Origin of the sequence: Affinundibacterium seohonense (assembly GCF_014284305.1) — a bacterium.
Taxonomy (GTDB): domain Bacteria; phylum Pseudomonadota; class Gammaproteobacteria; order Burkholderiales; family Burkholderiaceae_D; genus Undibacterium; species Undibacterium seohonense.
In genome coordinates, this window is sequence record NZ_JACOFW010000009.1 from 15,201 (window position 1) to 28,073 (window position 12,873).

Consider the following 12,873-nt stretch of genomic DNA (forward strand, 5'->3'; position numbering starts at 1 on the left):
CGAATTTGTGCAATGAAAAAAAGCTCTAATTTGCGCGTCCGTTACGAATGCCATGTTAGCCATATAGTTAAGCATTCTCATCAAAGATGCGAGTGTAATTAGAAAATTCTGTGCCAATCAATTCCTTTTCGATCACCGCTTTGGCAACTTCGAAATCGACTACAAAATTACAGACTTCCATAGATCCACTTCCAATACTTCCTCCATCGCATGCGCCTAGTCCCGTCCATCCAAGCGTTTCATTCATTAGCGCTTCGAGACGGTGCCTTTTCTCAATGTCTTCTTGAGTACCCATACCGTCAACCAAGTATTCAATTAGAAGCGTTGCATGTTCTTCCTGTTCTATCGGACGAAATCCATTTGCGACAAGGCCATCAACTTCTTTTTGAATAATCGTCTCAGCCTTCTTGAAGAAAGAGGACTTGATCGTTTTTGATTCACCTCGCGTGCCGAGTTCTCCCCAATGGACCGCGTGAAATCCATTTCCAGTGCTCCAAGTTTCCCAGTATTCTTTTCTGGCATCGGAAAATTTATATAGTTTCAGCATATCTATTTTGATGGCTAACGCTGAGCTGATCGGAACTGCGCATGTCGCGAATTATCCGATGAACAGATGATTGATAGAATGCTGACCGCCGAAACACCAATATGCGCAGTTTCCGTGTCGAGCGCCAAGTTATGGGTTACCCCAGTTACTAATTATTTGATCGAGCGACTTCAATACTTTTACCCGCTTCGCTCCGCTATTTATACCTTTAGGCAGTTTTGAATACCAAGGATGCCAATAATGCTCATATTCATGTCCACTCTCTTTAGATGATGGATGAATTGATTTTAGAAAGTAACTTTTACACTCAAGTACCTGTTCCATGCTCGCAAACTGGAAAACAAAATTACAAACGTCAGCAAAATAGACCCACTTTTCGATCAGATTGTCGCGCGATGCTTCAACCGGAATACCGCCCTCATTTCGAGAACCCATGTAATCAGTGTGTTTTCTAGGGTCTGCAATCTCCCTCCAAACTTTGCTCATCTATGACCCATAACGTGTTTTCCGCGACCGTTCGTCCAATAATCCCGACACAGTTCGCATAGAAAGTTTTAAAAAATTCTTAAGACCCTTTTGCAGCAAGGCTCTTCATAGATCCACTAGATATTTAATTAGTATTAAATTTTCTATGAAAACCGTCACAACAATTCCTTCGCATTCTACGCAGCTTCTAGGTCATGTCAAGGAAGCAAATTGGCGAGCGTGGATACTGATGGCCTTGGCTAACTTACTTCATTCGCTTGACTGAGGTTCGTCATCACCTGCTGCACTCGAATGTCGCTGTCGAACAACGCGCTTGCCTAAAAATTCACCGATGGCGGTAAACCCTAACCCCACCAGAGTCAACATGATCAATGCGCCGAACAAATAAGTCAGGGCTTCTTGTCGCGTCTGTGTCGCATACAGTAGCGCGGCGATGAGGACTAGTATGACGATCAGACCTATCCATCCCAATCGACTCGCCTGATTGGTACGGGCGATGTAACGGCCATAAGCCGAACCTGCCAAAGTCAAGCCTGCGGCGATTAAGATCAATAACAAAATCGTCATGAGAGCACCGAAGATGAATTTAGTTTTTTGAACTATTCCGGCAACGCCACAGTTTGCGCGCGGCCCAGAACAAGCGACTTCCCTATAATAGCTCAATCCCAAACCGCCGAACCAGCAGAGCGAAAGCGACAGTGCAGACCGCCGTAATCACACAGCATGCAACGAGGCTGAGCCAAAAACCCAAGCGCGGCAAAAGATAATGTTGAGGTGGGTGTTTTTGGTTTTTTGGTTTTAATCGTCGACTGGCCTAAACAATCGACGAGCCGCACTGTTCAATTCCAACGTAGATGCGAGTAGGCTGCGCGGTTTTGTGCGCAGCTCCGCTCGACTGCCGGGTTGAGCCTAGTCTCGGTGACTTTTAAGGGCAATATGCCACACCAAAATACCAAACTAACTGCCTCCGTGAGATTTGTACCAAGTCTGTAATGGCAAAGGGAGATCAGATACGACAGTGGTGCCGAACCAGTTGAGGTTTTTCCCTTCGGTAAGCATGATGGCAAATATTTCGCCGGTTCTTGAATTTATAGCAAATGCCGCCTCTTCCATAGAAAAAAGATGTGGCATGCCGCCTTCGCCAACCAACCACTCCCCTTCCTGCGTAATATCTCCTGACACATTCAGACGCTCTCTAAATCCAGTCAAATTATCGCCAAGTAACAACTTGAATCTTCCCTTGAGCGCTTCATTGTCAAGTGCACTTGCGGAGTTTTTCCCTAAAAGATCGGCAGTATTGAACGGTGCGGGTTGTACCTTTGCAGGTTTCGGGGTGGGCGGTTGACTCATTGCTCTGCTTTCTTTGATGGCCTCTTCCAGGGAATAGTGGAGCACATAAAGATCACCTTTAGCGATACCATCAACCGCGACTACGTGTTGATTATTGTCATCAAGTTGTGACTCGTAAGTGATTGGGAGTTGAATTTTTCCTCCGACGATTAGTTTTGCTTCACAGCTAAATTTTTTAATCTTTTCGTCAAACGCACTAGCCCTTGGCACATCAATTCTCATGTTCTGAAGGATTTCCGTTTCACTCAATCCTTCGCTATCGCCAATTTGATCTAGGACGATTTTTCTGACCAGTGAAAAAGTGTCTTCATCTGAACACTTTGGCGGGGCTTTCGAACACCCTGTAAGTGCAGCTGCGAGCGTCAATGACACAAGAATCGCAGTAGAAATTTTCATTTTGTATTCTCCAAAGAATGATAGTACGGGCAACTAAATGGCTCAACATGTTTTCCACGATCGTTCGCCGAATAAACGCGACACCATTCGCATAAAATTTTTAAAAAATATTCTCAAGGCCCTTTTGCAGCAAGGCTCTTCAGAGATGCAGTGCATATTCAATCAGTATTAAATTGCATATGAAAACCGTCACCAAAATTCATTCGCATTCTGCCCAGCTCCTAGGTCAAGTCAAGGAAGCCGTTCGAATGTTGAAGAAATTCGTGACATATCTATGCGAGTATTTAGGTCTTCGAGATATTCCGACGGCGCCACAATTTGCGCGCCACCCAGAATAAAAACACGAATAAGGCTAACCATGGAATCATATATGCGCTGGCGGTAATCACTGACGCAATACCCTGTGAGAAGTCGGCTTTAAAGCCGCTCAGTGCGTAACCCACTGGGGTCCAAAAACTGCGTTTCTCCTTTGAGCTAATTCGCACGTTTAAGATCTCCGTTTCTACTCTTTGGAGTAAATGCGCCTTATTGCCTTCCGCTGCTTCGATCTCCGATTGCACTTGAGCGAGCTCGCGATTGACCTTAATCAAGGCGTCGACATCGTTGGCAGCGCGGGTACGCAGGGTTTCTAATTTGCTCCTGTAGTCCTGCATCATGGCTAACTTTTTGCTGCTATCTTCAATCGGCGCGGCTAAATCTTCTGCTGTCGTAGATTGATCTGTCACCTGTCCCTGCTGGCGCAAACTACCAATCAATTTTTGTATGCCCTGCGGTTTGGCACGAAACTTAAGCGAAGCATGAGCAGAACGACCACTATTAAAATTCGATTGCAAAACCGTGCACAGAGATTCGCTGGCCTCATGACAATTGGCTATCGCTTTGTTGAAAAGTTCGAAAACTTTTTCCTCGTCAGTGTCGAGCTCGATGCTATGTTCATACGCTAAATAACGAGAGGCCGCATTCTGACCTTTCGAGAAAACATCCGCTTTTAATTCCGCTGGTGCTTGCACTTTAGAACATGCCACCATCGTCAATAAAACCAGATACAAAGCTAAGCATTTTTTCATGTCAATTCCTATCAAAGAAACTCCTCGAACCAAACATTTTTCTAAAATGATCTAGCCATGAGGAATCAAATTTGAAGAATGAACCACACGGTTATTTCCCGATTATTTGGCTGAAATAGAGCCCCATACACAAATCAAGTTTTCACTCATAAGCTCTTCAACAGCACATAGTCACGTTCAATCACGCCGCCAAACTCATAATCCATCCAACCGACGTGTTGAAAACCCACCTTTTGATAGTAAGCCAAAGCGCGGGCGTTATGCTCCCACATACCTAGCCATAATTGTTCCGCGCCAAAATCTTTAGCAGCTTGCTCGGCTTCGACTAATAGCGGTGTGGCGATGCCCTTGCCGTGCCATTCTTTTTTGACGTAATAGCGATATAGCGCAACGGCTTGATCGGCGACGATCGAGTCCGGCGGTGGATTTTGGACGACTTGCGCAAAGCCGACTAGCTCTTGCTCTTGGTAAGCGAGAATGACCGCGTAGCTAGGGTCATTAATTTCTTTTAGTTGCTGGGGGATGCCAAAATTTTTGCGGCAATGTTCTCGTATCTGTTGCGCATCGTTTTGCTCAGAGTAGGTGTCAATAAAGGTCTGCTCCGCCAAGGCGGCCAACGCGGCGGCGTCTTCGGAAAGTGCTCGACGAAAACTGAGGGTATGAGAAGTAACAGAAGACATAGCGTATTGGGAATCAGAGAAAGCGTAAGTATCCTCGCTATGGTAAAGGATTACGCCGTGTTGATCTATGGCGCGAGGCAATCGCTGGGAAAAACCGTGGCTTATTTACTTGGATCCTGATTTTGCTGAATTTTGTGGGCAATGTTTAGCGGGATCGAGCGGGCCAAAATATTTGGTCGTACCGGCAATGCCGCCGATTTGCTGAATATAAATGGTCTTACCATCACGACTGACATAAAGAAAATGACGATAGCCGTCGCGTATGCGACCGACTTCATTTAATTGGTACAAATGTCCCTTGCTGTCGAATTTTGGCAGGACATTGGGAGTCGGTAAGTCGTGTTCCAAACCGGTCGCACTCACGCAAGCTTGAAAAGCTTTCACTAAGGGATGCCGATTGGCGATCTCGATCGCGGGAAGCTGTTGGGCGTTGGCTGACATGGTAACAAGTCCTAAGGTAGTAACAACAGTCAACATGCGTGTGCACTTGCGAACGACTTGCAACAAATTACCCATTTTTATTCTCACGATGGAATTGTCCAAACATGGCAAACCTTAACTAAGCTTGGCACGTCTATGTCGCATACGGACAAAACATAACAGTAAGTCGTTTATACAGCAAGGAAAGTTCAAGCTATCGAAACAAACTTCGGGTGTTTACCGCCGATCTTTCGTTTTACAGCAAACCCAAATCCATCGCCGGTACACCTGAGAATACTTGGCCGACTTGTTTGGCATTCAAATCATAAGCCCGAGCAAACAAGCCACCTAATACGCTGCGGTATTCGTTCAAGACTGGGTAATCACGATTTTGAAACAAGCTGGTCGGCGTTAAGGCAATTTGTTCGCCGACGATACGTCCGCCTTTGACGCCACCGCCTAATACCCAATACACACTGCCATGGCCATGGTCAGTGCCACGTTTGCCGTTTTCACGGAAAGTGCGACCAAACTCGCTGATCACGATCACGGTGGTGTTTTTCCACATGCTGCCCATTTCGGCTTTATACGCGGCTAGGCCACGCCCTAATTCTTCCAATTTGTTCGCCAATAAGCCAGTCGCGCCGCCTTGATTGACGTGCGTATCCCAACCACCAACGTCGATGAAACCTAGCGCATATTTGTCGCGCATCATTTTGCCTATGCGTTTTGCTTCCAATTCAAAACCTTTGCTAGTGATCGCATCACGATTGCCATCATTATTCGCTTGCATACTTCCCGCCATCATGGATTTGGCGGCTTCTTCTGCTTTACTGTTTTGGACTATTTCACCGCGCACTGCGAAGCCGTCTTCGACTTGTTTATCGAGTTTGGTATTGCCATACATTTGCGCGATGATCTTGCTTTGTCGTTCATCGACATTATTTTTCGCAGCTTTTTGCAATCCTGCATTGGCGACTTTGGCATCACCGCGCATGATCAAAGGCAATTGATCAGTGAACGACATCGCACTGCCTGTATTGAGCTGTCCTGCTAAGCGATTCAAAAATCCCGATTGAAAGTTACGACTGCCGCTTAAATCCTGCCCCATTTCTATACTGTCTTGCGTTTCAAAATGACTACGCGACAAATCGTGCGTGCCTGCAAAGGGAATAAAGGCAGCTTCACCGGCTTGGAACAAAGGATAAATCGTGTCTTTTAAGGCTGGGTGCAAACCCCAATCAGCGTTGAGTGCCAGCGCGGCATTGCTATCTGTACCTGGTCTGGCAATCGCAATATTGGGCCGTGCTTCGTAATAAAACGAACTACTGGTCGGCACCAGTAAATTGCTGGCATCATAGGCACCGCGTAAGAACACCACTAAAAAACGATGTTGACTAGCTGGTGCGGCAAACAATTGCGTACTCATGGGCGCGAGTGACATGGCGGCGATAGTTTTGAGAAGCTCACGACGATTCATAATAAGTTTCCTGATGATGGTTAGATTTGGATCGTACTAACGGCGCATCATTTCCGGTGTCGCCAGAAAAAAAGCATTCCATTCTTGGGCATTGCTGGATTGACTTAGCGCCTCGCGCGAAGCTGGGCTAAAACCTTGGCTCATGGTTTGCACATAAGGGTTTTGCGCCAATGCCGGTCGTGCTAGTTCTCGATGTTGTTGGGTGGTTTCGACGTCGTCGTCTTTAAACAAGTTAGGCGCACCTCGCGCAATCAACTTGGCAACGTCAAAGCGTTGCGTCATTTGCGCGGGACTCGCCCACGCCATTTCTAGCAAAGAGTAGCCATCTGGGGTTTGATGTCCATTCGGCTGCTGACCTAGGGTGTTGATCCAACTTAATATCGGTCCCGTATTGCTGATCATTTTGTCTTCGTACGCGAGTCGTGCCGCAGAGATCACATAGTGCATAGGATCTTTAAACTTCTTATCTAACGAGGCGACGAACTCCTGCGTTTCAAACATGGTTTTGAGAACACTTGGAATATCGCCCTTAGTTTTGAGAAATTGGGCTGCCATACTTTGTATCAAGGCATCGGAAACTTGATCCGCGACAAAATACTGCGCTAATTTTTGGCTAACAAACTTCGCCGTTGCCGGTTGGCGGATCAAGAGATCAAGCACTTGATCAATTTCGGCCAAACCACGACCTTGAATAGTGGTGCCGAGTAAGGTCTTGTCGCCGAAGTCGTGGCGTTTAGGATTAAATTCCATCAAACCGATGCGGATATACTCAGCTTGCTGTGTTTGCCGTGGACGCGCCCGATCGGCTCTTACATTGATACCGATGCCGGTCAATACTCTGGCGAGTTCTTGAATATCCGTTTGGGTGTAGCCACTGCCAACGCCCATGGTATGCAACTCTAATAATTCACGTGCGTAATTCTCATTAATCTTATCGACCGCATTGTGCTCATTGTCGAGATAACGCAACATCGCCGGATGCAACAGCGTGGCTTTGACCAGCTCGCGGAAATTGCCCAAGGCATGTGGACGAATCGCCGTCTCTTCAAAATCACCGAGCATGGCGCGCAAATTTTCTTTGCGGTTGGAGATATTGAAATGATTCATCCAAAACCAATCCATTTGCTCCAATAATTGATTGGATGAATACACAGAACGTAACAGTGAGCGAGAGGCAGCTTCGCGGGCGATGCGAGTCAGCTCTTGTTGATAGGCCTTACGCAAGGTATCGTCGGTGCCCTTCATTTTGGCAGCAGCCTCACGTTGCTGATCGAGCTCTTGCATCATCGTGACAAAGGGCTTTTGCGAAATGCTCATCACCTCTATTTGCGTCTGAATTGGAGACGGTAGCTGAGCTTGCTTGGCTTCTAATTGTTGTTTCAGATACGCGTCCGCACCAAGACTTTGCAACTGCGCCAAACTTTTCTGGTTGCTGCCCCAAGTCCATCGATTTAGTAGACTGTGCGGCGCAATTTGCGCTTGCTGGAAAAATGTCGATTTGGCTAAAGCCACCGGCTTTGCCGCCGTTGTCGATGTGCTTATCGTTCGTTCGGCAAGAGGCGCTGCGACATTCGCTTGATGCTGACAGGCCGATAAACTCAATACGATACAAAGGCTAGTCAATGGCGGTAGTTTGTTCAACATACATGTGATCCTTTTCAGAACATCTCGATTTTCATTGCGTTCAGCATAAAACGACTGCAGTCAAATTGCACGGGGTATTTGGTAACGATTATTCGCAATAAGTAAGCAAGTGTAAGTACGGTCAAACAACAAGCACCACAGTAAGATAGGAAATGGCATAAGTATCTATTACAATCTCCAACTTCAGAGCCCTGCCCTTTTTGACTCAAATTCGGAATCGCTATGCCACCCGCAGCACCGTCTCAGGAAATTTCTGCCAATTTGTCTACCGATGCTGACTCGCCATCCGCGGCTGACATGACGCTGTGGCTGACGCAGGCTGGGGTATCAGAAGAACTCGCGACTTCTTTGTTGTTCACTAATCTATATCAAGAGTTACGCCGTCTGGCGCGTGGGCGGTTGCGACATGAGGCTGCAGATCATACTTTATCCGCGACTGCCCTCACCCACGAAGCGTATTTCCGGCTCGCCGCCCAACACCAAACCCACTGGAAAAATCGCAGTCATTTTATGGCGATGGCGGCAACCATGATGCGGCGTATCTTGATCGATGCCGCATTGGCCAAGCAGACTGATAAACGTGCTGCAGAAATGTTGACACTATCTGCGGCCGAGCTGGTGCCAAGCTCCCAGACCGATGTTTTGGATGTACTGGATGTTCATAAGGCGCTTAGCGATTTTGAACAACAAGATCCACGCGCGGCACGCATTGTCGAATTACGCTATTTCGGCGGCCTCGAACTAGAGGAAATCGCGGAAGTGATGGAGCTATCACTCGCAACCGTCAAACGCGACTGGACCTTGGCAAAGACTTGGCTGAAGTCGCGTTTGTAGGCAAATCTTGAACGGGGTTTTCTAGCGCAAACACTGCGCACCGACCCCGTCTGTCGATTAGGGTTTCACCATCGCCTGCAAGGCCAGTAATTGCGCTTCATGATCACCCGCCAAGGCCAAAATGGCGTGAGCTCTTTCGTACGAGACAATCGCTTTCTCTCGCCACGTGACTTGTTTTGCAGGCTCCCACCGCATCATCAATACTTGCGCCTCACCTAAATTGAGTAAGGCATCACGCGCTTTGGCTTGTTCTGACATCGGCGTCAACACGTTCATCGATTGCTGCACAATCGCCAGCGCCTGGGTTTTATCGCCATTGCCATACAAAGCTTGGGCACGATAAAGTTGTTGCCAAGCCTGCATACGATCTAAGTTAGGATTGGGTTGCGCTTTTGCCCGCGCTGCCAAGCCTTCTAGCGCCAAACTCACCACTGGCAAGGCTTCGGCAAAGTGTCCGGTCGCAACCAAGGCGCGGCCATGATGCAAAGCCACGCGTGGCTTGTCGGATTCCCATTTATTACCAGCGCCATTTTCACGCGCGAGTTTATCGACATATTCCCAAGCAATGCTGGTGGCTTTTAAGGCGGCTGCGGGATCGGGTTGACGCATCAAAATCACCCCAAGATTCGCAGCTTCACTGATCAAACCATCGAGTACCGCAGTATTATTCGGTGCTAACTGCGCCGCTAAGCGACGCTCTTGTACTGCTTTTTCTGCATCGCCACGCGCATCGCGAATGCCGTTCAAACGTGCTTTGGTCAAAGCCCGAGCACCAAATAGAGAAGCGCGGATTTGATGCCATTGCAGGGTATTCGCGTGCGCATCGGTGGCAGCACCGGGACCAAGTTGATCCAGCAACGCTTCACTTTTGGTGAACCATTCCAAGGCGACTTCAGGTTTATTCAAACTGGGCACAGATTGCGTGTCATGAAATTGCCCCATGCGAAATAAGGTGGCGGCTTGATTCAAGCGCACCGCGCGTTGCTGATTGGCGGGTACCGCAATGGCGGCTTGTTCCAGCAAATCCAAAGCTTGCTGCATGACCTTAACCGATTCTTCTGGTTTTTTGTCTGCCCGCAACCCCAAAGCTTGCACCTGCAATGCTTGCATATACCAACCGACAAAACTGGCATCCTGCTTTTGTTGCGGCCACACTTTTGCGGCGAGGCTTATCGCGCGTTCCGCAAAGGCACGTCCTTCCGCGCTCTTATTCAAGGAAGCGCCTGTATCATCACCATCGATTTCCGCCAAACGCGCGTACACGCTGGCAAGCTGTGCCAACCACGCTGGATCGCTGCCCGCTTCTGCGGATAATTCTTCCAAGTGTTTGATCAAATCCTTGAGTAAATCCTCTTTAATCTGCAAGCCACCCGGCACATTGGTGATCGCATCACCGTAACGCAAGACCAAATCGCGGGTGATGGTACGTATTCTTTGCAGATGCGCTTGCGCATTATCACGTGCGAGTGCAGCCTGATGTCCCTGCCACAATGCCGCACTAACCCCCGCAATCAACGCCGCTGCAGCGAGGCCGCTCAAGGCAACAGGAAGACGATTGCGCGCTAAGAATTTTTTGGCCAGATAGCTAAATTTGGGTGCATGTGCAGAGACCGGATGCCCAGACTGATGGGCACGAATATCCGCGATTAAGGCATCGACACTGGTGTAACGCTGTGCCGGATCTTTCTCTAAAGATTTGAGCAAAATATTGTCGAGATCCCCCTTGAGCTTTTTGCGTGTACTCAACCAATCGGGATCACTCACTTGCTCAGGCGACAAACTACTAGGCTTAGTCGGCGTTTCTTCCAATACGCTACGCGCTGCTTCGATTGGCGTATTAGCCTGCCGCCCGTACGGACGGGCACCAGTTAATAACACGTACAAGAGCACGCCCAGGCTATAAATATCCGTCGCGGTGCCGACTGGTTCGCCACGAATTTGCTCAGGGCTGGCAAAGTTAGGGGTATAAGGCCGTTGTCCGACCTGCGTTTGATCCAGCTCGCCAGCCTCAACCGGATCGAGCGCTTTGGCGATGCCAAAGTCCAATAATTTCACCTGCCCATCTTGATCCACTAAGACATTGCTAGGTTTCAGATCTCTATGCACCAGCAATTGTCGATGAGCGTGTGCGACGGCATCGCACAATTGCAAGAAAATTTCCAATCGCTGTGGCACGCTCAGACCGCGACAAGCTTGATCAATTGCTCGGCCCTTCACTAACTCCATCACAAAATACGGATGCGCATCGGCACTTTGCCCAGCATCAAGTAGACGAGCGATATGAGGATGATTCAGCCGAGCCAAGGCTTGCTGCTCGGAAGCAAAACGCTGCAGGATATCCTCGCTACCACGCCCGACTTTGAGTAGTTTTACTGCTGCCAAACCTTGATACCGGCCATCCGCACGACGCGCTTGAAATACGTCACCCATGCCGCCAGTACCGATGCGTTGTTGCAGCTCCCACGCGCCCAGCCTTTCACCTTCACGTAAGTTGTCTGCCCTGCCTTGCTGATGATTATTCACTTGGGTTAACAAGGCGGCGGACCAATCTGGCGCTTGTGTCAGCACATTTCTCAATTCCCCATTCGCATCTTCAGCCAGGCTGGCGAGTAATTTGCGAACCTCTTCAACCACGCTGAGGTCGCTCTCTGCTGCTAATAATTGTGTTTGCGCGTCGCTTTCCGACAACTCGACACACTGTTCAAACAAAGCTTTAACGCGTGCCCATCGGGCGGGATCCAAGGGTTGCCAAGAGGTGCTCATAAGCGTCAGTCCGAGGTGAATGAGATGACCGCTATCTTACTCGAACTCTCTGGCAATATTTTCTTATGTTGTAGTCAACAAACAAAAATGGCGACAGAAAAGTCTGTCGCCATTCATGCCTAAAAATCGATCTACTCAGTGCATTAGTTAATAAAATTCACCCGACGACCATTCACGTTACGCTGCGCCGGATTGCCATACACCGTCACGCTACCTGAGCCATTGCTTTGCGCATTGACGTTTTGTGAGACTGCCGCATACACCGATCCAGAACCGAAGCTATTCAAATCTGCACTCAAACTCTTGACCGATGACAATTGCGCTGAACCTGAGCCATGTGTATTGGCCACTAGATTACGTACATTACCACTCGCATTCACCGAGCCGGAACCATTCACAGAAACTTGTAACTCATTGCCATTGACCGCACCAAGGCTTAAAGAACCAGAGCCTTGCACATGCACTTTGGCATCGCTACTCATCAAAGCCAAGGCATTAATGCTGCCTGAACCGCTATTGGTAATGTCAAGTCGCGTAACACGGCCATCTAAGTTGATACTGCGTGAGCCATAATTTTTTACGGCGAGATTGCCGCCACTCAGACCGCTAATCATCATACGTCCAGAGCCGTTCGACGTCACTTCCGTCAATGCTGGCACCGTGTACACAACACGAATTGGGTTTTCGCTATTGAATTTTTCATCAATCCAGATCTTTTGCGTATCGCCATTCAATTGCGTTTGCACCAATTTGAGCAAATTGCTATCGCCGCTGATTTCCAAGCCTGCCGCGCTACCGACGCGGACTTCGACTTGCATAGGACCGCTGACATTTAAAGCGCTCACACCATTGACTTGACGTTTATCTAATTGCAAATCGCCATTCCCTTTAATGGCATTACTACTCCAGGCAGATTCAAAGCGCGCATCATTACCATCTGGCGCGATGATGATGGCACAACCAGAAAAGGCGAGAATAGAACAGAGAGCAAAAATAGTACGCATGGAGATTCTTTCTAAAAGAAGGTTGATCGTGCGCTGATCAATCAGCACGGAAGACTACTAAAACAGCACTGTATCGAAGCCACTCGCGGATCACGATGACAAAGCGACGAGCTGCAGAGAGCAGGGAGTGAACTGCGGAAATCGTGAGCCTAAGTGAAAACCGCAATGCGGTTATCCACAATAGACGTTTGCAATGCTGCTC

The 12,873-nt window shown here is 48.3% G+C and carries 12 protein-coding genes; 1 reads left to right on the forward strand and 11 read right to left on the reverse strand.

Annotation, left to right across the window (positions count from 1 at the left end; genetic code table 11):
* Positions 1–67: 67 nt before the first annotated feature.
* The 9 genes from H8K52_RS09760 to H8K52_RS09800 form a co-directional block, all read right to left on the reverse strand.
* A complete protein-coding gene (locus H8K52_RS09760; protein WP_186922715.1) occupies positions 68–547 on the reverse strand; it encodes a hypothetical protein in 480 nt (159 codons plus the stop codon).
* Between the two features lie 129 nt (positions 548–676).
* Positions 677–1,033, reverse strand: coding sequence for a hypothetical protein (locus H8K52_RS09765; protein ID WP_186922716.1), 357 nt, complete (start codon positions 1,031–1,033; stop codon positions 677–679).
* Between the two features lie 249 nt (positions 1,034–1,282).
* Positions 1,283–1,600: a hypothetical protein gene (locus tag H8K52_RS09770; protein ID WP_186922717.1), complete on the reverse strand. Its 318-nt coding sequence runs from the start codon at positions 1,598–1,600 to the stop codon at positions 1,283–1,285.
* A gap of 390 nt (positions 1,601–1,990) precedes the next feature.
* The gene (locus tag H8K52_RS09775; protein WP_186922718.1) at positions 1,991–2,779 is read right to left on the reverse strand and encodes a hypothetical protein; all 789 of its coding nucleotides are present in this window, start codon (positions 2,777–2,779) and stop codon (positions 1,991–1,993) included.
* 284 nt (positions 2,780–3,063) lie between these two features.
* Positions 3,064–3,846 carry a DUF4349 domain-containing protein gene (locus H8K52_RS09780; protein ID WP_186922719.1) on the reverse strand — a complete coding sequence of 261 codons (783 nt, stop codon included), beginning with the start codon at positions 3,844–3,846 and terminating at the stop codon, positions 3,064–3,066.
* 146 nt (positions 3,847–3,992) lie between these two features.
* The gene (locus tag H8K52_RS09785) at positions 3,993–4,526 is read right to left on the reverse strand and encodes a GNAT family N-acetyltransferase (protein WP_186922720.1); all 534 of its coding nucleotides are present in this window, start codon (positions 4,524–4,526) and stop codon (positions 3,993–3,995) included.
* A gap of 105 nt (positions 4,527–4,631) precedes the next feature.
* Complete coding sequence (locus H8K52_RS09790; protein WP_222613748.1) at positions 4,632–5,042, reverse strand: hypothetical protein; 411 nt, start codon at positions 5,040–5,042, stop codon at positions 4,632–4,634.
* 160 nt (positions 5,043–5,202) lie between these two features.
* Positions 5,203–6,426 (reverse strand): DUF1501 domain-containing protein, encoded by a 1,224-nt coding sequence (locus H8K52_RS09795; RefSeq protein WP_186922722.1) that lies wholly within the window; start codon positions 6,424–6,426, stop codon positions 5,203–5,205.
* 36 nt (positions 6,427–6,462) lie between these two features.
* Positions 6,463–8,070, reverse strand: coding sequence for a DUF1800 domain-containing protein (locus H8K52_RS09800; RefSeq protein WP_186922723.1), 1,608 nt, complete (start codon positions 8,068–8,070; stop codon positions 6,463–6,465).
* 222 nt (positions 8,071–8,292) lie between these two features.
* On the opposite strand from H8K52_RS09800, the gene H8K52_RS09805 reads away from it, so the two are divergent.
* Complete coding sequence (locus H8K52_RS09805) at positions 8,293–8,904, forward strand: ECF-type sigma factor (protein ID WP_186922724.1); 612 nt, start codon at positions 8,293–8,295, stop codon at positions 8,902–8,904.
* 57 nt (positions 8,905–8,961) lie between these two features.
* Here H8K52_RS09805 and H8K52_RS09810 read toward each other — a convergent pair whose 3' ends face one another.
* Positions 8,962–11,667, reverse strand: coding sequence for a serine/threonine-protein kinase (locus H8K52_RS09810; RefSeq protein ID WP_186922725.1), 2,706 nt, complete (start codon positions 11,665–11,667; stop codon positions 8,962–8,964).
* A gap of 143 nt (positions 11,668–11,810) precedes the next feature.
* The gene (locus H8K52_RS09815; protein ID WP_186922726.1) at positions 11,811–12,671 is read right to left on the reverse strand and encodes a GIN domain-containing protein; all 861 of its coding nucleotides are present in this window, start codon (positions 12,669–12,671) and stop codon (positions 11,811–11,813) included.
* Positions 12,672–12,873: the final 202 nt, after the last annotated feature.

Bases quoted from the DNA above. Each gene is read 5' to 3' on its own strand.
- H8K52_RS09770 (WP_186922717.1), bottom strand. From the start codon at position 1,600: ATGACGATTTTGTTATTGATCTTAATCGCCGCAGGCTTGACTTTGGCA.
- H8K52_RS09780 (WP_186922719.1), bottom strand. From the start codon at position 3,846: ATGAAAAAATGCTTAGCTTTGTATCTGGTTTTATTGACGATGGTGGCA.
- H8K52_RS09765 (WP_186922716.1), bottom strand. From the start codon at position 1,033: ATGAGCAAAGTTTGGAGGGAGATTGCAGACCCTAGAAAACACACTGAT.
- H8K52_RS09795 (WP_186922722.1), bottom strand. From the start codon at position 6,426: ATGAATCGTCGTGAGCTTCTCAAAACTATCGCCGCCATGTCACTCGCG.
- H8K52_RS09805 (WP_186922724.1), top strand. From the start codon at position 8,293: ATGCCACCCGCAGCACCGTCTCAGGAAATTTCTGCCAATTTGTCTACC.
- H8K52_RS09775 (WP_186922718.1), bottom strand. From the start codon at position 2,779: ATGAAAATTTCTACTGCGATTCTTGTGTCATTGACGCTCGCAGCTGCA.
- H8K52_RS09785 (WP_186922720.1), bottom strand. From the start codon at position 4,526: ATGTCTTCTGTTACTTCTCATACCCTCAGTTTTCGTCGAGCACTTTCC.
- H8K52_RS09800 (WP_186922723.1), bottom strand. From the start codon at position 8,070: ATGTTGAACAAACTACCGCCATTGACTAGCCTTTGTATCGTATTGAGT.
- H8K52_RS09810 (WP_186922725.1), bottom strand. From the start codon at position 11,667: ATGAGCACCTCTTGGCAACCCTTGGATCCCGCCCGATGGGCACGCGTT.
- H8K52_RS09760 (WP_186922715.1), bottom strand. From the start codon at position 547: ATGCTGAAACTATATAAATTTTCCGATGCCAGAAAAGAATACTGGGAA.
- H8K52_RS09815 (WP_186922726.1), bottom strand. From the start codon at position 12,671: ATGCGTACTATTTTTGCTCTCTGTTCTATTCTCGCCTTTTCTGGTTGT.
- H8K52_RS09790 (WP_222613748.1), bottom strand. From the start codon at position 5,042: ATGGGTAATTTGTTGCAAGTCGTTCGCAAGTGCACACGCATGTTGACT.